The organism is Mycobacterium pseudoshottsii JCM 15466 (genome assembly GCF_003584745.1).
GTDB classification, from domain to species: domain Bacteria; phylum Actinomycetota; class Actinomycetes; order Mycobacteriales; family Mycobacteriaceae; genus Mycobacterium; species Mycobacterium marinum.
On record NZ_AP018410.1, the window covers coordinates 1,801,254 to 1,826,037 of the forward strand.

Consider the following 24,784-nt stretch of genomic DNA (forward strand, 5'->3'; position numbering starts at 1 on the left):
CGGGCGCGGCGCCGGCGTTACCGGCCGCAGGGCTTGGCATCTCAGACAACCCGATGCGCCGGGTCGAGCAAACCGTGCCGAATATCCCGTGCCGGCGGCATCGCTGACGCCCATTCGGATTGCATCCGTACAGATTTGAAATCGTGACGACGCCGGCTGGCTAAGCCAGCATGGGTCGATCGAAGTTAGGAGAACTAGGTACATGGCACTGTCATTTCATTGGTTCCTGCCCACCTACGGCGATTCACGCGGGCTTGTCGCCGGCGGGCATGGTCTGCCGATGTCGGGCAATCGGCCTGCGACCCTGCGGTATTTGAATCAGATTGCGGCCGCGGCGGAGAGCAACGGTTTCGAGGCGGTCCTGACGCCGGCCGGATTGTGGTGCGAGGACGCCTGGTTGACCACGGCGATGCTGGTTGGGGCCACCGAAACGTTGAAATTCCTGGTAGCACTGCGGCCCGGACTGGTCAGCCCGACCTTGGCCGCGCAGATGGCCACGACCTTTCAGCAGCAGTCGGGGGGACGGCTGCTGCTCAATGTCGTCACCGGCGGGGAGGCACACGAGCAGCGCGCTTACGGCGACTTCCTGGACAAGCAACAGCGCTACCGCCGCACCGGGGAGTTCCTGCACGTGGTTCGCCAACTCTGGGCTTCCGGTCAACCGGTCACCTTCGAAGGCGAGCACATCCACGTGCACCAGGCTCAGTTGGGGCGCCTGCCCGACCCGCCGCCGCCCGTGTTCTTCGGCGGCTCGTCGGAAAGCGCCGGGGCAGTGGCGGCCCGCTACGCCGACACCTATCTCACCTGGGGTGAGCCCCTCAGCGCGGTAGGCAAGAAGATCGATTGGATCCGGGGTCTGGCCGCCGACCATGGTCGGGCGCTGTCGTACGGACTGCGCATCCATGTGATCACCCGAGATACCGCCGAAGAGGCGTGGCGAGTGGCAGACCGGCTGCTGGCCGGAATCGATCCCGCCGACATCGAACGGATGCAGGCCAATCTGGCGCGCAGTGAGTCCGAGGGACAGCGACGGATGGCCGAGCTACATGGGGGCGTCCCCGATCAACTCGAGATCGCGCCCAACCTCTGGGCCGGTGTGGGATTGGTGCGTGGGGGAGCCGGGACGGCCCTGGTCGGCTCGCACCAAGAGGTCGCCGAACGCATCATCGAGTACGCCCGGCTCGGAATCAGCCACTTCATCTTGTCCGGATATCCGCATCTGGAAGAGGCCTACTGGTTCGGTGAGGGCGTGCTGCCGATCCTCGAACGCAAACGACTATGGCATCGGCCGCACGGGTCATCGCCGCATTCGGCTGCGCTGCCGGTGGCTCACTCGTCGGTCAACTGGGCGTTCACAGCCAGTTTCGGTGCCGGAAGCTGCGGTAGAGGATCAGACAGATGATGGCCATGGTGCCGATCACCGCGGGGTAGCCCCACCATGCATCCAGCTCTGGCATGAAATGGAAGTTCATCCCGTAGATGCCGGCGATCATGGTGGGCACCGCGACAATGCCCGCGTAGGCCGAGATCTTGCGCATGTCCATGTTCTGCTGCATGCCGACCCGTGCCAGTGCGGCCTGCACCAGCGAGTTGAGCATCTCGTCGTAGCTGGAAACTTGCTCGGCGGCCTCGGTCTGGTGGTCGGCGACGTCGCGCAGATAGCGCCGGACCTCTTTGGAGATCAGATCTTTGTTGTCGGTCTGCATGCGCCCGAAGGCGACCGACAGCGGGTGCACGCACCGGCGCAGTTCCACCACTTCGCGTTTTAGTAGGTAGATCGGTTCTACGTCGAGTTTGCGGCCCGGCTGGAAGGCCACTACCTCGATGCTGTCGATGTCGGTTTCCATCAAAGACGTGACCGACAAGTAGTGGTCGACGACGTAGTCGGCGATGGCGTGCATCACCACGAAGGGCCCCAGCTTCAGATGTTCGGGGTCAGCGTCCATTCGTTTGCGCACTTCCGACAGGCCGCCGTGTTCACCGTGGCGCACGGTGATCACAAAATCCTTCCCGACGAAGATCATGATTTCGCCGGTCTCGACGATCTCGCGGGCCAGCACCACCGATTCGTGCGGAACGTAGTTCACGGTCTTCAAGACCAGGAACAGCGTCTCGTCATAGCGTTCCAGCTTGGGCCGCTGGTGGGCGTGCACGGCGTCCTCGACCGCCAGCGGGTGCAAACCGAAAACATCGGCCACGTCTTGCATCTGTTTCTCGTCGGGCTCGTGCAGCCCAATCCAGACGAATGCTTCCTGGCCCGCCAGTTCGATCTCGCGCACCTCGTTCAAGGCATCGGCGTACTCATACTTGCCGGGTATTCGCCGACCTTCGACGTAGACGCCACAGTCGACCAATGTCTGGGCCCGCGGCGCGGGCTCGGCATCAGTCTGTTGTGGTCGAGGTCGTGCGACGGTCCTAAGCGATTCGGGCAGCGCGTCAAATCCCTGGAACATGTCACCTCCGATCGCAGTGCAGGTTTGACCGGGCGGTGCTCCATGCTACGCCGTTTCGGCACGTCAACGTGGGACCGGAGGTATCGGCATGGGTCTGGATACTCCGGGTCGGTGCGGGTGCGCTAGTTTCGACCCGAAACCCAAACCCCAATATGCAGACTTCTCCATAAGGAGTACCCCGACGTGAGCGCAAGTCCCCTCAAGGTTGCCGTCACCGGTGCCGCCGGCCAGATCGGCTACAGCCTGTTGTTCCGCCTGGCCAGCGGCTCGCTGCTGGGCCCGGATCGTTCGATCGAGCTCCGCCTGCTCGAGATCGAGCCGGCGCTCAAGGCGCTCGAGGGCGTCGTGATGGAACTTGACGACTGTGCGTTCCCGCTGCTGTCCGGCGTGGAGATCGGCTCGGACGCGAACAAGATTTTCGACGGTGCGAATCTGGCCCTGCTCGTCGGCGCGCGTCCGCGCGGTCCGGGCATGGAGCGCAGCGACCTGCTCGAGGCCAACGGCGCGATCTTCACCGCTCAGGGTAAGGCGCTCAACGAGGTCGCCGCGGACGACATCCGCGTGGGAGTGACCGGTAACCCGGCCAACACCAACGCCCTGATCGCGATGACCAACGCCCCCGACATCCCCCGGGAGCGGTTCTCGGCGCTGACCCGCCTGGACCACAACCGCGCGATCTCGCAGCTGGCCGCCAAGACCGGTGTCGCGGTCACCGACATCAAGAAGATGACCATCTGGGGCAACCACTCGGCCACCCAGTACCCCGACCTTTTCCACGCCGAAGTCAAGGGCAAGAACGCGGCCGAGGTGGTCAATGACCAGGCGTGGATCGAGGAGTACTTCATCCCGACCGTCGCCAAGCGTGGTGCGGCGATCATCGACGCGCGCGGCGCATCCTCGGCCGCTTCGGCCGCGTCGGCGACCGTCGACGCAGCCCGTTCCTGGTTGCTCGGCACCCCCGCCGACGACTGGGTCTCGATGGCTGTCCTCTCCGACGGTTCCTACGGTGTGCCCGAGGGCCTGATCTCCTCGTTCCCGGTCACCACCAAGGACGGCAACTGGAGCATCGTCAAGGGCCTGGAGATCGACGAATTCTCCCGCGGTCGCATCGACAAGACGACCGCTGAACTGGCCGACGAGCGCAAGGCGGTCACCGAGCTCGGCCTGATCTAGTTCTTCGCGCAGCACCGGCCATGACGGGGTAGGCATCACCCGACGTGGCCGGTGTTGCCGTTTCGGCCCCGCGCGCCGGCTCTCCCGACTATCGATCTCTGATCAGGCATAACGTGGCCAGTGGATAGTTTCGTCTATGCGGCCAGTACCCTAGGGCGGTGCCAGATACCGCGACTTCAGCGCTGAAACCAGCGAAAGCCCTGAGTAGCCCGTCCTCACTGAGCCCGCAGGTTGTCATCGACAACGACGAGATCTTCCGGGCCCACGTAGACGGCAAGCTTTCGGTAGCGCTCATGTCGCCGCTGGACACCCAGCGCGCATTGTCGATCGCCTACACCCCGGGGGTGGCGCAGGTCAGTCGGGCGATTGCCGCCGATCCGGCTCTGGCCGCCCGCTACACCTGGGCCAACCGGCTGATTGCCGTCGTGAGCGACGGTAGCGCGGTCCTGGGTCTCGGCGACATCGGGCCGGCCGCAGCGCTGCCAGTAATGGAAGGTAAGGCCGCGCTGTTCCAGGCCTATGGTGGCTTGAACGCGATCCCGATCGTGCTGGACACCAAGGATCCCGACGAGATCGTTGAAACCCTGGTGCGGTTGCGGCCCACTTTCGGCGCGGTCAACCTCGAGGACATCTCCGCACCGCGCTGCTTCGAGATCGAACGCCGGGTCATCGAGGCGCTGGATTGCCCCGTCATGCACGATGACCAGCACGGCACTGCGATCGTCGTGCTGGCCGCGCTGATGGGTGCCAGCAAGCTGCTTGGCCGAGACATGACCTCGCTGCGGGCGGTGGTTTCCGGCGCCGGAGCCGCCGGCGTCGCGTGTACCAACCTGCTGCTTGCCATGGGGGTCTTCGACATCACCGTGCTCGACTCGCGCGGCATTCTGCACACCTCGCGCGGCGACATGAACAGCGTGAAACTCGACCTGGCCCGGCGCAGCAACCCCCGTGGCCTCACCGGCGGTATGGCCGAAGCGCTCGACGGGGCCGATGTGTTCCTCGGGGTGTCGGGCGGCCTGATTCCCGAAGAACTGATTGCCACGATGGCTCCCGGCGGCATCGTCTTCGCGCTGTCTAACCCGGACCCGGAGATACATCCCGATATTGCCGCCACGTATGCGACGGTGGTGGCTACCGGCCGCAGCGACTACCCCAACCAGATCAACAACGTCCTGGCGTTCCCCGGGGTGTTTCGTGGCGCGCTCGATGCCGGTGCGCGCCGGATCACCCAACGGATGATGGTTGCCGCCGCCGAGGCGATCTTCTCGGTTGTCAGTGACGATCTCGCGGTCGACAAGATCGTTCCGAGTCCGTTGGATCCCCGGGTCGGGGAAGCCGTCGCCGCCGCAGTGGCGATCGCTTCCGACGTCTGAGGCGCCCGGGTGTGAAAATCGGCAGGCTGGCCGCGCTGCTGCTGACGGCGGCGCTTGTGGTCGCCGGTTGTGGGAGTGGCGACCGTCGCGGCGCCGCGGAGCTGGTGGTCGGAGCCACGGCCGACTCCGAGTCGACGCTGCTGGCCGACATCTACGTCGCGGCCCTGCGGTCATACGGATTCCCGGCGCGGGCCGCAACCGCCGCCGACCCGATGGCGAAATTGGACTCCGGTGACTTTACCGTGGTCCCCGCCTTCACCGGTGAGGTCTTGCGGGCGCTACAGCCAAGCGCCACGGCGCTTTCTGACAAAGAGGTCTACCGGGCCATGGTCTCGGCGCTGCCGGAAGGCATTGCCGCTGGTGACTACGCCACCGCCGCCGAAGACAAACCCGCACTGATGATCACCCAAGCCACCGCCGACGGGTGGGGGAGCAGCGAACTGTCCGTGCTGGCGCGCCACTGCGACGGGCTGGTGGTCGGGAAGGTCGGCGGCGGCGCCACCCCGGCGATGGTGGGCCCGTGCCGGCTGCCCGCGGCGGGTGAATTTCCCGACGGTGCCGCGATGTTCGCCCGGCTGCGCGACGGACGGCTGACCGCCGCATGGACCAGCACCGCCAACCCCGCTGTTCCCGCCGGCCTGGTCATGCTGACCGACGGCAAGCCCGCGCTGATCAGGGCCGAGAACGTGGTGCCGCTGTATCGGCGCAACGCGCTCAACGAACGTCAGCTGCTGGCGGTCAACGAGGTGGGCGGTGTGCTGGACACCGCGGCGCTGGTGGACATGCGCCGCCAGGTTGCCGGGGGTGCGGACCCGCAGGCGGTGGCCGCCGGTTGGCTGGGCGAGCATCCGCTGGGGCGTTGAGCGGTTTCACCGTCCTAAGCGCGGGGCCCGCAGACCTCAGCGGTGCGAGGCCGGCACCAGCCGGCCCAGCACCGGCATGAACAGCCGCTGATATCCAGAACCGGTCAGACGCACCACGATGTCCAGGGCTTTGGCGTCCGGGCCGACCAGCACGCGGGCCTTGTTCTTGCGGACCGCCCCCAGGATTATCTTGGCGGCTCGTTCCGGACTGGTGCGGGCCACCCGCTTGTCGAACATCTTGGCCAGTTCGTCGGAATCCAGTCCCTCGGCGGCGGTGGCGTTGCGGGCGATCGCTGTCTTGATGCCGCCCGGGTGCACGGTGGTGACCCCGACCGGATGGCCGGCCAGGATCATCTCCTGGCGCAGCGCCTCGGTGAAGCCGCGCACCGCGAACTTGGCCGCGTTGTAGGCGGCCTGTCCAGAAACTGAGAACAACCCGAACACGCTCGAAACGTTGATGACGTGGCCGTCTCCTGAGGCGATCAGATAGGGCAGGAACGCCTTGGTGCCGTTGAGCACGCCGCCGAAGTCGACGTCCATCACCCGATCGATGTCCTCGAACGCGCAGACCTCGACATCGCCGGTGTGGCCGATGCCGGCGTTGTTGTAGATCTGGTTGACCTTGCCGAAGTGCTCGTTGACCGCGTCCGCGTAGGCCAAGAATGCCTCACGCTCGGTCACGTCGAGTCGATCGGTCTTGACCTCAGCGCCGAGCGCCGTCACCAGCTTCTCGGTCTGCGCCAATCCTTCGGTGTCGACGTCGCTGATCGCTAGCTTGGCACCGGACCGGGCCAACTCGATCGCGAGCGCCCGCCCGATACCCGATCCCGCCCCGGTAACGACGGCGACTTTCCCGGCGAAGCCCTCCATGAACACCCTTCCTCGCGTCAGCCCACTTGTGATCGAGGTTAACCGGTACCGGCGGTCCTCGTTAGTAGGGGTGAGAACGGGAGCCGGCCCTCAGCCGGACTCCTGACGCCGGGAGCACGTCCAGCCCATGGTGGGCAGGTCGCGGGCGGCATGTCCTCAGCCGAACGCGGTGTCCAGGATCTCCTGCTGTTCGACGGCGTGCACCTTCGACGAACCTGATGACGGTGCCGACATGGCCCGGCGGGAAATGCGCTTGACGCCGCTCAGCTTTTCGGGCAGCAGCTCGGGCAGCTCCAGGCCGAACCGTGGCCACGCCCCCTGGTTGGCCGGCTCCTCCTGCACCCAGAAGAACTCCTTGGCGTTGGGGTAGCGGTCCAGCGTTTCGCGCAGCCGGCGCCTGGGCAGTGGAGCGAGTTGCTCGACCCGCACGATCGCCACGTCCTCACGCTTGTCCTTGGCCTTGCGGGCCACCATCTCGTAGTAGATCTTGCCGCTGGTCAGCAGGATTCGGTTCACCAAGTTGCGGTCGCCGACGCCGTCCTCGTAGGTGAGTTCCTCGAGCACCGAGCGGAACTTGATCTCGGTGAAGTCCTTGATGTCACTGACCGCGGCCTTGTTGCGCAGCATCGACTTGGGCGTGAAGACGATCAGCGGGCGCTGAATCCCGTCGAGAGCATGCCTGCGCAGCAGGTGGAAGTAGTTCGACGGAGTCGACGGCATCGCGATGGTCATCGAGCCCTCCGCCCATAACTGCAGGAAGCGTTCGATGCGCCCGGAGGTGTGGTCGGGGCCTTGCCCCTCGTGCCCGTGCGGTAGCAGCAGCACCACGTTCGACAGCTGGCCCCACTTGGCCTCGCCGGAGCTGATGAACTCGTCGATGATCGATTGCGCGCCGTTGACGAAGTCGCCGAACTGCGCTTCCCACAGCACGACGGCGTCGGGGTTGCCCACCGTGTAGCCGTACTCGAAGCCCACCGCCGCGTACTCCGACAGCGGTGAGTCATAAACCAGGAACTTGCCGCCGGTCGGGCTGCCGTCCTTGTTGGTGGTCAGCAGCTGCAGGGGGGTGAATTCCTCGCGGGTGTGGCGGTCGATGATCACCGAATGACGCTGCGAGAAGGTGCCGCGCCGGGTGTCCTGCCCGGAGAACCGCACCAGCTTGCCTTCGGCGACCAGCGAACCAAGCGCCAGCAATTCGGCGAAGGCCCAGTCGATCTTGCCTTCGTAGGCCATTTCCCGGCGCTTTTCCAGCACCGGCTGGACCCGTGGATGGGTAGTGAACCCGTCCGGCACGGCCAGGAACGCGTCGCCGATGCGGGCCAGCAGCGATTTGTCCACCGCGGTGGCCAGCCCCGCCGGAATCATCTGGTCGGATTCGACGGATTCGCTGGGTTGGGCACCGTGCTTCTCGAGCTCGCGGACCTCGTTGAACACCTGCTCCAGCTGGCCCTGGTAGTCGCGCAGCGCGTCCTCGGCTTCCTTGATCGAGATGTCGCCACGGCCGATCAGGGCTTCGGTGTAGCTCTTGCGGACCCCTCGTTTGGTGTCGACGACGTCGTACATCCGCGGGTTGGTCATCGACGGGTCATCGCCCTCGTTGTGTCCGCGCCGGCGGTAGCACAGCATGTCGATGATGACGTCTTTGTTGAACCGCTGCCGGAAGTCCACCGCCAGCCGGGCCACCCACACGCATGCCTCGGGGTCATCGCCGTTGACGTGGAAGATCGGTGCCCCGATTGTCTTGGCGACGTCGGTGCAATATTCGGTGGACCGCGAGTACTCGGGCGCGGTGGTGAAGCCGATCTGGTTGTTGACGATGATGTGGATGGTGCCGCCAACACGGTAACCAGGCAGATTCGCCAGGTTCAGTGTCTCGGCGACCACGCCCTGTCCGGCGAAGGCGGCGTCGCCGTGCAGCATCATCGGCACCACCGAGAAAGCGCGTTGATTCTCGGTGTCGGTCTCGCCATGTTCGAGCAGGTCCTGCTTGGCCCGGACCAGACCCTCGAGCACCGGGTCCACGGCTTCCAGGTGTGACGGGTTGGCGGTCAACGACACCTGAATGTCGTTGTCTCCGAACATCTGTAGATAGACGCCAGTGGCACCGAGGTGATACTTCACATCGCCGGAGCCGTGCGCCTGCGACGGGTTCAGATTGCCCTCGAACTCGCTGAAAATCTGCGAGTACGGCTTGCCGACGATGTTGGCCAGCACGTTGAGCCGGCCGCGGTGCGGCATGCCGATGACCACTTCGTCCAGGCCGTACTCGGCGCACTGGTCGATCGCGGCGTCCATCATCGGGATGACACTCTCGGCGCCCTCGAGTGAGAAACGCTTCTGGCCCACGTACTTGGTCTGCAGGAACGTTTCGAAAGCCTCGGCGGCGTTCAGCTTGCTCAGCACGTATTTCTGTTGGGCCACAGTCGGTTTGACATGCTTGGCCTCGACGCGTTGCTGCAGCCACTGCTGCTGTTCGGGTTCGAGGATGTGTGTGTACTCGACGCCGACATGACGGCAGTAGGCGTCGCGCAGGATCGACAACACGTCGCGCAGCTTCATGTTCTGCGGTCCGGCAAAGCAGCCGCCGACCTTGAACGATCGGTCCAGATCCCACAGCGTCAGCCCGTGGGTGCACACGTCCAGGTCGGGGTGACTGCGGAAGCGGGTCTTGTCCAGGCGAAGCGGATCGATGTCGGCCATCAGGTGACCGCGGTTGCGGTAGGCGGCAATCAGCTCGATGATCCGGGCGTTCTTGTCGACGATCGAGTCCGGGTTGTCGGGGCGCCAGCGCACCGGCAAGTAGGGAATGCTCAACTCGCGGAAGATCTCGTCCCAGAACTCGTCGGCGAGCAGCATCTGGTGGATGGTGCGCAAGAAGTCGCCGGATTCCGCACCCTGGATGATGCGGTGGTCATACGTCGAGGTCAAAGTGATCAGCTTGCCGATACCGAGTTCGGCGATGCGCTCCTCGCTGGCCCCTTGGAACTCGGCCGGGTATTCCATGGCGCCGACACCGATGATGGCGCCCTGACCGGCCATCAGCCGCGGCACCGAATGCACGGTGCCGATGGTTCCGGGGTTGGTCAGCGAAATCGTCACGCCGGAAAAGTCTTCGGCGGTCAGTTTGCCGTCGCGGGCCCGGCGCACGATGTCCTCGTAGGCGGTGACGAACTGCGCGAACCGCATGGTCTCGCACCGCTTGATCCCGGCCACCACCAACGCGCGTTTGCCGTCTTTGCCCTGCAGGTCGATAGCCAGGCCCAGATTGGTGTGCGCCGGCGTGACCGCGTTTGGCTTGCCGTCGACATCGAGGTAATGCCGGTTCATGTTGGGGAACTTTTTGACCGCCTGCACCAGGGCGTAGCCCAGCAGGTGCGTGAACGAGATCTTGCCGCCGCGATTGCGCTTGAGCTGGTTGTTGATGACGATCCGGTTGTCAATCAACAGTTTGGCCGGCACCGCGCGGACGCTGGTTGCGGTCGGCACGTCCAGCGATGCGGACATGTTCTTCACCACCGCCGCGGCGGCGCCGCGCAGCACCTGCATCTCGTCGCCCTCGGCGGGTGGCGGTGCGGGAGCCTTTGCTGGAGCCGCGGCTGGCTTGGCGCTGGGTGCCGCGGCGGGCGAGCCGTTACCCGCCGCGGGCGGGCCGGCGGCGGGTTTGGCGGGCGCCGGTGCGGGCGCGGGCTTCGCCGGAGCGGCGGCGGGCTTCGCCGGGGCTACGGCGGGCTTTTCCACGGCGGGTTCCGTCGCTTCCTGAGTCGACTCGGGGTTGTAGTCAACCAGGAACTCGTGCCAGCTTGGATCGACCGACGAAGGGTCGTCGCGGAACTTGCGGTACATCTCCTCGACCAGCCATTCGTTTTGTCCGAATGGTGAACTTATGTTGGCCACGGCCGCTGTTCGCCTCAATTCCTTGTTCTAAACGTCCTGCAAGCGCCAACGCGCGACGCCTGCGACTTCTTCCAGCCCCGGATTGGCGGGGCGCTTCACATCCCCGGCGGTTCGGAACGTCTCGCCCCATAAAGGCTAACGCTTTGCTGACGATTCGCCAGAGAGACCAGTCAAGCAGCGCTAGCTGGCATCACGAACGTTGGGCAGTACATGCAGGGTCACCGGCCAGCGTGCCGGCGGGGCGCCGAACGCCGAGCGGGCATTGCGGACCAGCTTCCTGCCGACCAAGCGATTGCCGATCGCGCCGATGATCGCCCCGATGCCGGCGGGCAGCAGTTTGCCGAACAACAGCACGCCACGCTTGAGCGCGAAACGCTTGACGAAGTACTTGAACATTCGCGTGTTCAACTTCGATATGGCCGGCAGCGGCAGCGAGGCCATCGATTCCGATACCCAGACCCCGCTCGTGCGGCCGGACCCGATCACCTCGGCCACCGCATTCTTGCTGTTGTCGCCGACCAGCACCGCCAAGACCAGCGCGCGCCGCCGTTCCCGGTGATCGAGCGGATTATCGTAGACCGACGCCAGCGCGAGTACCAACAGCGCGGTGGCCTCGAGGAATACCGCCGTCTCTCCGGCGGCCGCAGACAACGCGGCCAGGGTCCCGATCCCGGGCAACGTCGCTGCCGCGCCCACGGCGGCTCCACTGGCGGTGACCACAGCCAGGAACCGCTTCTCGATCTTGCTGACAATCTCGGCCGGGCTGGCCGCCGGATGGGCGCGACGCAGTCGGGCCACATATGCCTCCGCCGCCGGGCTCTGTATGTGCGAACTCCGCTCGATGACCTGCGCCAATGCCCGCGTTGACGCTTTGGGCCGGCCCATGATCCCGGTCGGCTGCGCGGCCGGCTCGGACTGTCTTGTTCGTCGGGCGCTCATGTTGCCTCTCTAGAGAACGACTTCCCTTCAGGCTAGCGCCCGGCGCGCGAATTGCAGACCGACTGAAGTAACGGACCGGGCAAGAGTCGCCCGCGGCAATGATTTGGCGGCCCCTGGGCGACCGAACGGCCCCTTGGCACACCCGGAATAATGCACGCTGGACTCCTGGGCGACCTCAGACCAACCGTCAGGAGCCGAAACGAGGTGCGTACATGACCGCGGTGACCAGTCGAGTGCTCGACAAGGGCTACTCGGGGAACCCGTGGAACGCGCTGTCGGCGATGATGATCGGCTTCTTCATGATCATGTTGGACTCGACCATCGTCTCGATCGCCAACCCGACCATCATGGCTGAGCTGCATATCGGCTATGCCGACGTCGTCTGGGTGACCAGCGCCTACCTGCTGGGTTATGCGGTGGTGTTGCTGGTGGCGGGCCGGCTCGGCGACCGGTTCGGTCCCAAGAACCTCTACCTGATCGGCTTGTCGGTGTTCACCGCCGCATCGATGTGGTGTGGCCTGGCCGGCACCGCCGCCATGCTGATCGCCGCTCGGACGGTGCAAGGCATCGGTGCCGGGCTGCTGACGCCGCAGACCTTGTCGACCATCACCCGCATCTTCCCGGCAACCCGCCGCGGCGCCGCCCTGGGCCTGTGGGGAGCCGCGGCCGGCGTCGCCAGCCTGGTCGGGCCGCTGATTGGTGGGGTCCTGGTCAGCGGTCTGGGCTGGGAGTGGATTTTCTTCGTCAACATCCCCATCGGCCTGGCCGGCCTGGTGGTGGCCTATTTGCTGGTCCCGGATCTGCCCGTGCACGCGCAGCGCTTCGATCTGATCGGAGTCGGGTTGTCCGGGGCGGGCATGTTCTTGCTGGTTTTCGGGCTTCAGGAAGGTCAGGCCGCGGACTGGGCGCCGTGGATCTGGGCGGTGCTGGTCGCCGGTGTGGGGTTCATGGCGATGTTCGTCTACTGGCAGGCGCTCAACCATCGGGCGCCGTTGATCTCGCTGGCGATCTTTCGGGACTGGGAGTTCAGCCTGTGCAACATCGGGGTAGGGATCACCGCATTCGCGACGACGGCGCCGATGTTGCCGCTGACGTTTTATGCGCAGTCGGTGTGTGGGCTGTCGCCGGCTCGGGCGGCGGTGCTGATAGCTCCGGTGGCGCTCGCCAGCGGTGTGCTCGCACCGGTGGTCGGAATGCTGGTGGATCGGTCGCATCCGCTGCCCGTGCTGGGATTCGGTTTCTCCGCGCTGGCGATCTCGATGACCTGGCTTTCGATCGAAATGGTGCCCGAAACGCCAGTCTGGCGGCTGGTGCTGCCGTTTGCCGCGATGGGTGCCGGGATGGCGTTCGTCTGGTCTCCGTTGGCCGCCACCGCGACTCGCAATCTGCCGGCGCATCTGGCCGGTGCGGGCTCGGGTGTCTACAACGCCACCCGCAAGCTCGGGGCGGTACTGGGCAGCGCCAGCATGGCTGCGTTCATGACGTGGCGGATCACCGCCGAGATGCCGCCGGGGTTCGACGCAGACCGCGGATTCAGCGGCGGCGACGGTGGGCTGCAACTGCCTGAGGTGGTGTGCACGCCGTTCTCGGCGGCGATGTCGCAATCGATGCTGCTGCCCGCATTCATCGCCGTGTTCGGCATCATTGCCGCCCTGTTCCTGGTCCGCTCGCGCACGGCGCTGGTGCGCGCGCACGATCGGGCCAGCCACGCCGATGACGACCATGTCGACCGCGGCGACTATGGCTATGGCGACTATGGCGAGCAAGACGACTTTGGCGAGCAAGACGACTATGTCGAGTTCGTCCTGCGGCCGGAGCCTGCCGTCGGGACACACCGGCACACCGAAATCCGACGTCCCCTCAGCGGGGCGAGCGGGAATGGGCCAGCGGTGGCCGGCCGCGGGCAACAACCACACTCGGCCAGGTTCGAAAAGTGGCGCGACGATGCCGCCGATGGTCACGCTGCCCCGATCGAACACAATGGCGCCCGGGTCGATGCCAGGCGCCGATTTCGTCCGGTCGCCGACTTCTTGCCGGCCCCCGACCAGGACGACGCCGCCGGGTCCGGGCACTCGTTGCCCTGAGCGCGTTCTCAGCCTGGTTCGGTCAGAGCCAGAAATGCGCCCAAATCCACCAGGCCGGCCGGTGTGCCGGGCAGATACCGGGTCAGCAGCTCGGAGCGCACGATCACCGCGGCATACTGCGCCCGACTGATGGCGACGTTGAGGCGATTCCTGTTGAGCAGAAACGAGATTCCGCGGGGAACGTCGTCCACAGATTAGGCCGTCATCGAGACGAAGACGACGGGGGCCTGCGCGCCCTGGAACTTGTCGACGGTGCCGACCCGAACCCCATTCAGGCCGGCGGACAGCAGTCGCTGCCGGATCAGGGCCACCTGGGCGTTGTACGGTGCCAGCACCAGCAGGTCGCGGGTGGCCAGGGGGCGGGTGCCGTGTTCGTCGGTCCAGGGCGAGCCGAGTAGCCGCTGGATCTGGGCCAGGATCGCCTCGGCTTCCTCGGCGCTCTCGATCGAATTGCCCTGGTGCTCGACGGCAAGCACGTGGACGCCGGGCGGGCTTGCGCTGAGCCGACGCGCGGTGGTGCGCTCGGTGTGGGAATGCAGCTTGCCCGCGTAGGACAGCATCGAGACGGCATGGCAGACCGCGGGATGCATGCGGAACGAGCGATCCAGAAAGTATCCCCGCTCCTCGGGTAGTGTGCGCTGGCCGTCAACCAGCCATTCCAGTGCTGAGACATCGACGGGTTCGGGATGTTTGCCCTCACTGACCTGCGGTAGCTGCTGCGGGTCTCCCAGCAGCAACAAGTTCGCCGCCGCCGGTGCCACGGCGACGGTATTGGCCAAGCAGAACTGGCCGGCTTCATCCACCACCAGCAGATCCAGACTGCCCGGAGGCACCCGATTGCCGTTGGCAAAATCCCAGGCCGTACCGCCGACGACGCATCCTGGGTGGTCGGCGATGAAGGCCGCGTAGTGGTTGCCGTCGATCTCCTGCCAGCGGGGTGCGCCGTGGTCGTAACGCTTCTTGGCTATTCGTGCCGGGTCGAGCCCGGCATCAATCACGCAGTCCAGCAGGTTTTCCACGGTGGCGTGCGATTGCGCGACCACGCCCACGCGCCAGCAATGTTCTTGCACCAGTCGCCCGATCACCCGCGCGGCGGTGTGGGTCTTGCCGGTGCCCGGCGGCCCGTGCACCGCCAGGTAGGACGAATCCAGGTCCAGCACCGCGGCGGTGATGTCGGCGACCGTATCGCCGCTACGCGGTAGTGGCGCCGCGCTGCGGGTGCGTGGCGGGCATCGCAGCAGCACGTCGATCAACGCGGTGCGGGGGAGCCGCGGTAACTCAGCGGCCGCGGCCGCGGCGGTGGCTTCGATGGAATCGCGCAACGCCCTGGTCGGTACCGGTGGCCCGGGGGTCAGTGCGAACGGCAGCTGCTGAAAGGTCGCGCCGTCTGCGCCGGTCCGTTCAAGGATGACCACGTCGGTGGGCAGACTCGGATCGTCGAGTTCCACAATCTCGGCGTGGCCTGCGGCTCGCAGGTCGGGGTCGGCGGTCATGCTGGGCGGAGCCGGGGGTTGGTAGAGCGCAAACACGCTGGTCTTGAGATCTCCACGTGCGAGCTCTCCGGTCAATCGGACTCGCCGCTGTGGTTTGCGAGCTCGCGCAGGCGTATGCCATGTGACGGTGACCGAGGCGTGATCGACAATGAAAACGTCTGTGCTGACCGACCATTCGACGATGGGATAGTTCAGCCGGTCGAAGTGAGACCACCAGAACGGCTTGTCTTCCCGGCGGTGATAGCCGCGGGCGGCAGCCAGCAGTGCGACCGCCGTCTGTTCGGCGGTGCGGTTGCCGGACGCTGCGTCGCCGGCGAAATCCGACAACGTTGCCGCCAGTTCGTCGTGGTCTTCGATCGCGTCCCGCCTAGGAACGGGTTGCACCCCGATCGGTGTGACTCCGGCCTCCCAAGCGCGGATCAGCAGCCAGTCCCGCAATTCGCGGGTGGAGCGGCAGTCATAGTGGTTGTAGTCTTCGATCTCCTTGAGCACGGTCGCGGCCTCATCCAACCGCCCGTCGGCACGCAGTTGGCTGTAGCGGGCGTAGGAAGTGATCGAGTCAGTGGCGGTGGTGACCTCGCCGGAACGTAGCTGTGCCCCCATGTACAGCGGCTCGAGCGCCTTCAAACTGACCGACTCTGCGCCAACCCGAAAGCTCTTGCGCACCACAGGGTATAGGTCAACCAACACTCCGTTTCGGAGCAGATCATCGATGGCGTCCTCGCCGACTCCGTAGCGGCCGGCAAGCCGAAGCAGCGCCGTCTTCTCATACGGCGCGTAGTGATAGATGTGCATGTTGGGGTGACGCTTGCGACGTTTGGCCACCAAAGCCAGAAAGTCGGTGAGCGCCTTGCGTTCGTCCCTGCGATCATGCGCCCACAGTGGGCGGAAGGCTCCCTTCTTTCCCGCTTCCAACACCCCGAACAGGTACTCCAGGCCCCACTCGTGGCCGTCCGCCGTCCACAGCGGATCGCCCTCAAAGTCGAAGAACAGATCGCCAGGATTTGGTTCGGGTAGCAGCGCCAACGGCTGCGGGTCGCTGATCTCATACTGCGGTGTACCGGTATCGCGTTGCTGCACTTGAACTTTGGCTTGCGCGGCAAGTTTGGCTAGGGCGTTCGCTGAGAGTTCGGGCACCGCACCGGTGTGGCTTGCCAGCCCGCCGATTGTGGTGATGCCGGCGTCCAGCAGCTTTTCTCGCTGGCTGACCCGCATCCCCGCGACCAGCAGCAGATCATCGCGACGACGCAGCTCCTCCATGCAGAGCTCACAGCGGAAACATGCCCGCACACCGTGGTCGTCCCAGCACACCGCGGTGTCCGCGGCGTAGCGCTCGTCGAGCAGCCGCTGCAGCTCGGCACGCTGGGCCCGGTAGACCGGGATCAGATCGCTGACCCGGAAATGCACCACCGTGCCGTCCCCGAGTTCCAGGTCGGCCTCCGGGGCCACCGGTACACCCGCGCCGGTCAGGGCATCGGTGTAGGCCCCCAGCTGCATCAGCGCGGTGACCTTAGGTGAGCGCGCCAGCTTGGTGTCGGTGATCCGATAGCGTTCGCGGTCGCGAATCAGGAAATCGGCAAACCCGACGAAGCGGCCGTCGAACATCGCGGCTTGATACACCACGGGCGCGCGGTCGGCGATGGCGCGTTGGGTGGCCTCAGCGGCGGCTGTCAGCCCAGCCAGGGTGTATGCCGGATGGCCGATGACCGCGATCTCACCGAACTGGTCGCGCAGCCGGTCGAGTGTGCGTCTTTCATGTTCATTCCCGAGCTCGGTGGTGCGCGCCAGCAGATCGTCCTCGGCGGAGATGGCGGGACCCCGGCCCAATTTCGAGTCAAAATGGCGCAGGAACGCGAATTCGCACCGCGCGGCGGCAGCAAGATCCGAGGCGCTGTAGACGACGACGTCGCCGGCGACGAACACAGCAGCCACTCTAATGAGGGCCGGTCGAGACCGATCTGCATCGGTCTCGGCGGCTTAGCGCTCAGGGGTGCGGCCGGTTTGGTTACCCGGTCTTATTGCTGATCAGCTCGACGCCGTTGCCATTCCATCGGAACTTCACGACGCTGCCCAACCCGCTGATGCCGGTGGCGTACGTCAACGCAACCGTGTCACCGGTGCACTGCGAGGTGTCAATCCCGTTGAACCCGTAGGTATCGGGCACGCCCTGCGGGATGAATTTGCCTTGGTGGAACAGCACCGCTCTGGTGGTCGGATTATCGCCGTTGGTGTTGGCCCTGATGACTACCGCCGACAGCTGGGCACACTCGTTGTAGTTGCCCGCCAGCGGTTCGGGATTCCAGGGCTGCTCACTGCGCGGATCGCGGGGTAATTCGGAAACAACCTTTGCGATGGTGGGCGAGGCGAGGTTGACGGCGCAGGGGTCGGCCGGCGAGGGGCTGCTCGGGGGCTCGGCGGCCGCCGGGGGTGGGTCGGCCGCATTCGGTTCGTTGGAATTGACGGCTGAGGTGGTGGTTCTGGCTTCTGGAGTCTTGGCGACGATCGAGTCTCCCGAGCCGCAACCGGTCAGTGTCGCGGCAACCAATGCGAGCGCGCCGGTAAGCGGCGCGACTGGGCACGGGAGCGACTTCACACCGCGCACCGTACCGTCGCGGGGCCCTCAGGTGTGGCAGGCGTGGCCGCGCGATCACCCTCTTCTGGTGGCGACCCGCGGCGCCCGGCGTCGCCGGGCTTGCGATCCCCGCGGGAGTTGATGGTGGTGACCCGTGGCGCCCGGCGTCGCCGGGCTTGCGATCCCCACTAAACTCCATGCCTTGATGGCCAACCCCGAAAACCCGCCTGCGGTACCCCCTGCCACCTTCGCCGACCTACAGATTCATCCGTCGGTCATGCGAGCAATCGCCGACGTCGGTTACGAGTCCCCGACGGGGATTCAGGCTGCGACCATCCCCGCGCTGATGGCGGGTTCCGACGTGGTGGGGCTGGCGCAGACCGGCACCGGCAAGACGGCGGCGTTCGCGATCCCGATTCTGTCGAAAATCGACACCACCAGCACCGCAACCCAGGCGCTCGTGCTGGCCCCCACCCGCGAGCTGGCCCTTCAGGTGGCTGAGGCGTTTAGTCGGTACGGCGCCCATCTATCGCGCCTCAACGTGCTTCCGGTTTATGGCGGGTCGTCGTATGCCATACAACTGGCCGGTCTGCGGCGCGGCGCGCAGGTTGTGGTGGGGACACCCGGGAGGGTCATCGACCACCTGGAACGACGAACGCTTGATCTGTCCCGGGTGGACTACTTGGTGCTCGACGAGGCAGACGAGATGCTCACCATGGGCTTCGCCGAAGACGTTGAACGCATCCTGTCCGAAACCCCGGAATACAAGCAGGTCGCATTGTTCTCGGCGACCATGCCGCCGGCAATCCGAAAAATCACCACTAGATATCTGCACGATCCGCTGGAAGTCAAATCCGAAGCGAAAACCGCTACCGCCGAAAATATTTCGCAGCGGTATATCCAGGTGGCCGGTCCGCGCAGGATGGATGCGCTTACCCGGGTGCTCGAGGTCGAGCCGTTTGAGGCGATGATCGTGTTTGTCCGCACCAAACAGGCCACCGAGGAGGTTGCCGAGAAGCTGCGGGCACGAGGGTTTTCCGCGGCGGCCATCAACGGCGATATTCCGCAGGGACAGCGCGAGCGAACCATCACGGCGCTGCGCGACGGCGGCATCGACATCCTGGTCGCCACTGACGTGGCCGCGCGCGGGCTGGACGTCGAGCGGATATCGCATGTGCTCAACTACGACATCCCGCACGACACCGAGTCCTACGTGCACCGAATTGGGCGCACCGGTCGGGCCGGGCGTTCGGGTGCGGCATTGTTGTTTGTCTCCCCGCGGGAGCGACACCTGCTCAAACTGATCGAAAAGGCCACTCGGCAAACACTGACCGAGGCCGAGTTGCCCACCGTGGAAGACGTCAACGCCCAGCGGGTGGCGAAGTTTGCCGATTCCATCACCCACGCGCTGAGCAATACGGGCATCGAGTTGTTCCGCAGGCTGGTCGAGGACTACGAGCGCGAGCACAACGTCCCGATGGCTGACATCGCTGCGGCGCTGGCATTGCAGTCGCGCGACGGCGAGGAATTCCTGCTGGCGCCCGATCCGCCACCAGATCAGCGCGAGCGCCATCCCCGCAATGAGCGCAAGGAACGTCCGGAGAGGCGCAGAAGCGGCGGCGCCTTCAGCACGTATCGCATCTCGGTTGGCAAACGGCACAAAGTCGGTCCGGGCGCGATCGTCGGCGCCATCGCCAACGAGGGCGGGTTGCACCGCAGCGACTTCGGCCACATCACTATCGGGCCGGATTTCTCGCTGGTGGAGCTGCCGGTCAAACTGCCCCGCGAAACACTGAAAAAGCTCGAACAAACCAGGATTTCGGGTGTGTTGATCAACCTTCGCCCCGACCGCCCCGCCGATAAGGCGTACAAGGCGCGCCGCAACGATGGTGGCAAACCTCGGCGGAAACGCCTCGGATGACCCTGCCCGAAGCCACCGACGCCCAAGGCGGACTCGAGCAGATCTCGCACGTGGATCGGGTTGCGTCGCTGACCGGAATCCGTGCGGTCGCCGCACTGCTGGTGGTCGCCACCCACGCGGCTTACACCACCGGCAAGTACACCCATGGCTACTGGGGCCTGGTGTCGGCCCGGATGGAGATCGGCGTGCCGATCTTCTTCGTGCTATCCGGCTTCCTGCTGTTCCGCCCGTGGGTGCACTCCGCGGTCACCGGCGCTCCTCCGCCTTCATTGCGCCGCTACACGGCACACCGGGTGCGCCGCATCATGCCTGCCTATGTGGTCGTCGTGCTGATCGCCTACGTGATCTACCACTACCGCATCGCCGGACCGAACCCCGGACACAGCTGGATGGGGTTGGTGCGCAACCTCACGCTGACCCAGATCTACACCGACGGGTACCTGGGTTCATACCTGCATCAGGGATTGACCCAAATGTGGAGCCTGGCGGTGGAGGCCTCCTTCTACGTATTGCTCCCGTTCCTGGCCTACCTGCTGCTGGTGGTGATCAGCCGACGCCGCTGGCAGCCGAAGTTGGTGGTCGGTGCGTTGCTCGCGATGGCCACCATCACCCCGGGCTGGCTGGTGCTGATACACACCGTTTCGTTGTTTCCCGACGGAGCTCGCCTGTGGTTGCCCAGCTATCTCGCCTGGTTCTTGGGCGGCATGTTGCTGACGGTCCTACAGGCGATGAAGGTGCAATGCTATGCACTCGCGGCGCTACCGTTGGCCACCATCTGCTATTTCATCGTCGCCACGCCGATCGCGGGTGCCCCCACCACGTCGCCCGCGGCGCTGACCGAAGCCGTGGTCAAAGCCTGCTTCTATACCGTGATCGCCACGCTGGCCGTAGCGCCATTGGCCCTGGGGGATCAGGGCTGGTATTCCCAACTGCTGGCCAGCCGGCCGATGGTCTGGCTCGGTGAAATCTCCTATGAGATCTTCCTGGTCCACCTGGTGACGATGGAATTCGCGATGGTCTGCGTGGTCCGGTACCGGGTGTACACCGGCTCCATGCTGAACCTGTTCATCGCCACCATGGTCATCACGATCCCGCTGGCCTGGGTGCTACACCGCTTTACCCGGGTCAGGTCCGAGTAGACCCATCGCGACGGCGGGCCAGCTCACCCGAAATCAAGTGGCGGGTCTGGTGGGTCAGCGGATCACCGGCGCAACGTCAAGCACTGCCGACTACATCGTGGGTAGCACCGTCACCGGCGCAGGTTCGACCGGTGTCGGTTCAGGCGCGGGCTCGGGTGCGGGCGCTGGGGTCGGCTCGGGCGTGGGTGTCGGGGTCGGGTCAGGTGTCGGTGTCGGCGTCGGGTCAGGTGTGGGTGATGGATCAGGGTTGGGGTTCGGTGTCGGCGACGGGGAACCGCCCGACGAAGACGGCGCTTTGCAACCGGGCAGCAGGCGCAGCAGTTGCTGAAGCGGGGGCCACTGCGACAGCTGTGACCATATCTCCGACACGGTGGCGTGGTAGCCGCTCATCACCGCGACATCCTGGGCCCACATCTCCTCATAAAGACCTTCGGCGGCCGCGATCGCGGGAAAGTTCAAACCGAAGAAGTTCGTATTGGCCAGCAGGGCGGTTAGCGCGCGATTGGCGTTGATGATGACCGGGGACACTATGGCGGTACGGGCCGCCTCGAATGCCGTCGCCACCGCGCCCGCCTGACTGGCAGCGCTCTCGGACTGGGCGGCCGCGGTGCAAAGCCACGCGGCATACGGTGCGGCAGCCTGTGTCATCGCGGTCGCAGCGGGGCCTTGCCATGCCCCGCTGGCCAGGTCTGACGTGATCGATGCGAAGGACTCCGCCGCCGCGCGCAACTCGCTGGCTAACCCGCACCACGCCGCCGCCGCTCCCAGCATTGGCGCCGATCCCGGGCCGGCCTCGATGAGCGCCGAATTGATTTCCGGAGGAAACATGGGATAGGTCATCGCTAATCCTTACCGTACGGACCCAATTGAGTGGCCGCATTTTCCGGCTGCCTGATCGTCGGCTATCCGGCTCCCGGGCGCAGATGCAATGTGAGATGCGCTGAGCGGGAACGGCTTCCGGTATACCGCTGACATGTCGTCTTGCACCTCCGTGACGATATTGCACTTCTGACGGCCGCCTGACGGTGGCCGATCAGTCACAAGATCTCGCCGCTAGGTGAGTTCGTCAGCGATTTGGACGAAATATGTTGACAGGCTGTTCCGTGCCGGTGACTGTGTCCGGTCATTCTGGGGGCAGGCGCGTTGCAGATCCCGTCGTCGCAGACGAGCGCATGGTGGGGGAGGGCGATCGGCCTCTGGAATTCGAGTCAGTAGCCAAGGGCGACAGCATGTTTCGTGATCTGGTGTTGGTGCGGATCGTTGCGGCCGTCAGAATGTCGGGATTGAGCCGGTTCGGTGAGAAGTGGCGTGCGGCGGCTTCGTAGCTTTCGTCGACCGGTGTGGCCGCAGGCAAATGATCACGATCATTGAACTCTGGCTGGTAGCTCGGGAAAAGGACGGACCAACAAGCGCCAGCGCTGCTGATGCGACAAGGATGGGCAACGGCCAACGAACGACCGTAGGTGTGTCTTGTCAGGCTACGCGGGTCCGTTCAAGCCCATATTGCCGAAAAGCTGACCACCCGTGCCGCCGTCGCCGCCGAGCCCGCCAAAGACGCCAGCTCCGCCATCACCGCCGTTGCCCACCAGTTTTGCGTTGCCGCCCTTACCGCCGCCAGCCGGACTCAAGTTACCGCTGCTACCGGCGTCGCCACCAGCACCGCCGTTACCGACTGCACCGCCTGCGCCGCCGTTGCCGCCAGTGCCACCGCTGCCGAAAGCACCGACTCCGCCGGCCCCGCCCACCCCACCGTTGCCGATGACACCAACAGCATCACCACCGTTGCCGCCGTTGCCTCCGGTGCCGGCCAGACCAATGCCGCCGTCGCCGCCGAGACCACCGTCCCCGATCAACTTGCCGCCGACTCCGCCATTCCCGCCGGTCAAACCCGCCTGGGTGGTGACGTCATAGCCACCGGCTCCACCTGCGCCACCGTGGCCAAACAACCCGAGTGCGTTGCCGCCCGCGCCGCCAGCCGATCCATTTCCAACAATGACGCCGTCGCCGCCGTTGCCGCCATTTCCGGACAAGTAGCCGCCATCCCCGCCACCGGCACCGCCGTTACCCCCGCTTCCAATCAGGTATCCGCCCCTGCCGCCGGCCCCGCCGAGCCCAGACAAGCCAGGAGCCCCGGCCCCGCCGTTACCGCCATCTCCGAAAAGCCCTGCTGCACCGCCATTCCCGCCGACGCCTGGCGCGGGTGTTCCCACAGTGGCGCTCGCCGCGCCACCCGCACCGCCGTTGCCGCCGTTGCCAATTACGCCACCGCCGCCGCCGTTGCCGCCGGACCCACCGATGGGACCAAGGCCTCCGGCCCCTCCGGTCCCACCGTTGCCCACCAGACCCACGGCGCTGCCACCCGTACCCCCGGACCCGGCTAGTCCCGCAGTGCCAATGCCTCCGGCCCCACCATCACCGCCGTTGCCAAAGAACTGACCGCCGATGCCGCCATCGGCGCCGTTGCCGCCGGCACCCCCGACCGCGCCTGCCCCGCCGTTGCCCCCGTTCCCGAACAGGCGGGCGTCGCCGCCATGGCCGCCAGAGCCACCGTCGTTCATGACACCGAACCCGCCACCACTGTTACCGCCGACCGCACCATTCCCGCCGACGCCGCCGTCCCCCACAACCTTCCCTCGCCTCCAGCAGCGCCGTTGCCGCCGATACCGCCGTTGCCGCCGGTACCTCCGGTACCTCCGGTACCTCCGATACCGCCGGCTCCGCCGTTGCCGAACACACCGCCTGCGCCGCCGATGCCGCCGTTGCCGCCGTTGCCGCCGGCGTGCCCGGGGACTGTGGGGCTTCCACCGGCGCCGCCATTGCCACCGGCGCCACCGACGCCCCACAGTCCAGCGCCGCCGCCACTGCCGCCGTTACCGCCGCCACTAAGACTGCCGAAACCGTTGCCGGTCCCGTCCCCGCCGATCCCACCGGCCCCGCCGTTGCCGTACAGCAGGCCACCGTGACCGCCATTGCCGCCAGCGAAGGCCGTCCCGCCGCCACCGCCGGCTCCGCCGTTGCCGATCAGCCCGGCATTACCGCCATCGCCGCCAGCGACATTGTTGTTCCCGGTCTGCGCGAACCCGTTACCGCCGTTGCCATATAACAGGCCACCGTCACCACCGTTGGGGTTCGCCGCGGTGTCATTGGCGCCGTTTCCAATCAGCGGGCGGCCCACCAGAGCCCCAGTCGGTGCATTGATGATGCCCAGTGCGTCTTGCTCCAGGGTCTGCAGTGGCGTGGCATTGGCCGCTTCGGCTCCGACGTAGGACTGCGCTCCAGCGTTTAGCGCCTCTACGAACCGCTGATGAAACGCCGCGACCTGGGCGCTCAGCACCTGATAGGCCTGCCCATGACCAGAAAACACCGCCGCGATCGCCGCTGACACCTCGTCAGCACCAGCAGCCAGCACCGTGGTGGTAGGGCCAATAGTCGCGGTGTTCGCCGCCGCCAGTTGTGAGCCGATACCGACCAAATCACCTGCCGCGCCCGCCAACATGTCAGGGAATACCGTCAAATACGCCATCGCCCGTCTCCCATCAAGTTCTCATCGCCCCCAGGCGTTTCGGCAAGATAACCTCACTCCCAGCGGCCCAGCGCCGCTATCAGGCACTTCCCAGCCATCCCACAGGTCGAGTTTCGTTGCAGCTGAAGGCGTTGAGGACTGCACAGCAGAACAGCCCTCCTTCTCAGGTGCAGGGTTGGGTGATGTCGTTAACCCACAACTCATTTGGCCGAAGCCGGTGGAACTTGCGGTTGACCAGATCATCGGCGGTGGCCAATCCCTGCAGCCGTTGAGGCGCACCGGGTCAGGCAGGCCGCAGATGCCAGCCTGGGTCATCAGGACCGACACGTGCCACGGAAGGCGACGTGCACTTCGCGGATCAGTCCGATCAGCCACTGGCGGCGCGGCTCTGTTCTCGCCCAAGAGACTTGGCCGACTGTCACCCGATGGACAACTCGGTCCCCGATTCCCTCGTCGGGACGGCCCAGGCGTACGCCGGCCACCGGGG

The 24,784-nt window shown here is 65.8% G+C and carries 13 protein-coding genes and 3 pseudogenes; 7 read left to right on the forward strand and 9 right to left on the reverse strand.

Annotated features, from left to right (window positions below; all coding sequences use genetic code 11):
* Window positions 1–202 precede the first annotated feature (202 nt).
* On the forward strand, window positions 203–1,402 hold the full coding sequence (locus MPSD_RS08155) for an LLM class flavin-dependent oxidoreductase (protein ID WP_086085102.1): 1,200 nt from the start codon (window positions 203–205) through the stop codon (window positions 1,400–1,402).
* Here the strand turns inward: MPSD_RS08155 and corA are convergent.
* A complete protein-coding gene (gene corA / locus MPSD_RS08160) occupies window positions 1,353–2,453 on the reverse strand; it encodes a magnesium/cobalt transporter CorA (protein WP_020788242.1) in 1,101 nt (366 codons plus the stop codon). The two genes, MPSD_RS08155 and corA, sit on opposite strands and share 50 nt — an antisense overlap.
* Before the next feature lie 183 nt (window positions 2,454–2,636).
* Here corA and MPSD_RS08165 point away from each other — a divergent pair, with 183 nt between their 5' ends.
* The 3 genes from MPSD_RS08165 (at window position 2,637) to MPSD_RS08175 (ending at window position 5,862) form a co-directional block, all read left to right on the forward strand.
* The gene (locus MPSD_RS08165; protein ID WP_020788241.1) at window positions 2,637–3,626 is read left to right on the forward strand and encodes a malate dehydrogenase; all 990 of its coding nucleotides are present in this window, start codon (window positions 2,637–2,639) and stop codon (window positions 3,624–3,626) included.
* 200 nt (window positions 3,627–3,826) lie between these two features.
* Complete coding sequence (locus tag MPSD_RS08170) at window positions 3,827–4,999, forward strand: NAD(P)-dependent malic enzyme (protein ID WP_086085107.1); 1,173 nt, start codon at window positions 3,827–3,829, stop codon at window positions 4,997–4,999.
* A gap of 11 nt (window positions 5,000–5,010) precedes the next feature.
* Entirely contained in the window at window positions 5,011–5,862 is an 852-nt protein-coding gene (locus MPSD_RS08175; RefSeq protein WP_020788239.1) for a glycine betaine ABC transporter substrate-binding protein, read from the forward strand.
* Between the two features lie 36 nt (window positions 5,863–5,898).
* On the opposite strand, the gene MPSD_RS08180 is transcribed toward MPSD_RS08175, so the two are convergent.
* The 3 genes from MPSD_RS08180 to MPSD_RS08190 form a co-directional block, all read right to left on the reverse strand.
* On the reverse strand, window positions 5,899–6,732 hold the full coding sequence (locus MPSD_RS08180; protein WP_020788238.1) for an SDR family NAD(P)-dependent oxidoreductase: 834 nt from the start codon (window positions 6,730–6,732) through the stop codon (window positions 5,899–5,901).
* A gap of 156 nt (window positions 6,733–6,888) precedes the next feature.
* The gene (locus tag MPSD_RS08185; protein ID WP_119571716.1) at window positions 6,889–10,626 is read right to left on the reverse strand and encodes a multifunctional oxoglutarate decarboxylase/oxoglutarate dehydrogenase thiamine pyrophosphate-binding subunit/dihydrolipoyllysine-residue succinyltransferase subunit; all 3,738 of its coding nucleotides are present in this window, start codon (window positions 10,624–10,626) and stop codon (window positions 6,889–6,891) included.
* A gap of 180 nt (window positions 10,627–10,806) precedes the next feature.
* Window positions 10,807–11,565 carry a hypothetical protein gene (locus tag MPSD_RS08190; RefSeq protein ID WP_015356771.1) on the reverse strand — a complete coding sequence of 253 codons (759 nt, stop codon included), beginning with the start codon at window positions 11,563–11,565 and terminating at the stop codon, window positions 10,807–10,809.
* Between the two features lie 212 nt (window positions 11,566–11,777).
* Between MPSD_RS08190 and MPSD_RS08195 the strand changes: the two genes are divergently transcribed.
* Entirely contained in the window at window positions 11,778–13,649 is a 1,872-nt protein-coding gene (locus MPSD_RS08195; RefSeq protein WP_020788236.1) for an MFS transporter, read from the forward strand.
* A gap of 8 nt (window positions 13,650–13,657) precedes the next feature.
* Here MPSD_RS08195 and MPSD_RS08200 read toward each other — a convergent pair.
* Window positions 13,658–17,065 (reverse strand): annotated as a pseudogene (locus MPSD_RS08200) (TM0106 family RecB-like putative nuclease).
* 82 nt (window positions 17,066–17,147) lie between these two features.
* Window positions 17,148–17,744 (reverse strand): LppP/LprE family lipoprotein, encoded by a 597-nt coding sequence (locus MPSD_RS08205; RefSeq protein WP_015356769.1) that lies wholly within the window; start codon window positions 17,742–17,744, stop codon window positions 17,148–17,150.
* Window positions 17,745–17,919: 175 nt separating this feature from the next.
* Between MPSD_RS08205 and MPSD_RS08210 the strand changes: the two genes are divergently transcribed.
* Both MPSD_RS08210 and MPSD_RS08215 read left to right on the forward strand, forming a co-directional pair.
* Window positions 17,920–19,635, forward strand: a complete 1,716-nt coding sequence (locus MPSD_RS08210) for a DEAD/DEAH box helicase (protein ID WP_036426810.1) — start codon at window positions 17,920–17,922, stop codon at window positions 19,633–19,635.
* Window positions 19,632–20,774, forward strand: a complete 1,143-nt coding sequence (locus MPSD_RS08215) for an acyltransferase family protein (protein WP_020788230.1) — start codon at window positions 19,632–19,634, stop codon at window positions 20,772–20,774. Before MPSD_RS08210 ends, MPSD_RS08215 begins: the two co-directional genes overlap by 4 nt.
* A gap of 90 nt (window positions 20,775–20,864) precedes the next feature.
* Here MPSD_RS08215 and MPSD_RS08220 read toward each other — a convergent pair whose 3' ends face one another.
* From MPSD_RS08220 to MPSD_RS08230, 3 genes and pseudogenes are all read right to left on the reverse strand, one after another.
* Window positions 20,865–21,614 carry a PPE family protein gene (locus tag MPSD_RS08220; RefSeq protein WP_011742058.1) on the reverse strand — a complete coding sequence of 250 codons (750 nt, stop codon included), beginning with the start codon at window positions 21,612–21,614 and terminating at the stop codon, window positions 20,865–20,867.
* 638 nt (window positions 21,615–22,252) lie between these two features.
* Window positions 22,253–24,297 (reverse strand): annotated as a pseudogene (locus tag MPSD_RS30175) (PE family protein).
* 94 nt (window positions 24,298–24,391) lie between these two features.
* A pseudogene (locus MPSD_RS08230) lies at window positions 24,392–24,689 on the reverse strand (IS3-like element ISAar24 family transposase); the annotation flags it as partial.
* Window positions 24,690–24,784: the final 95 nt, after the last annotated feature.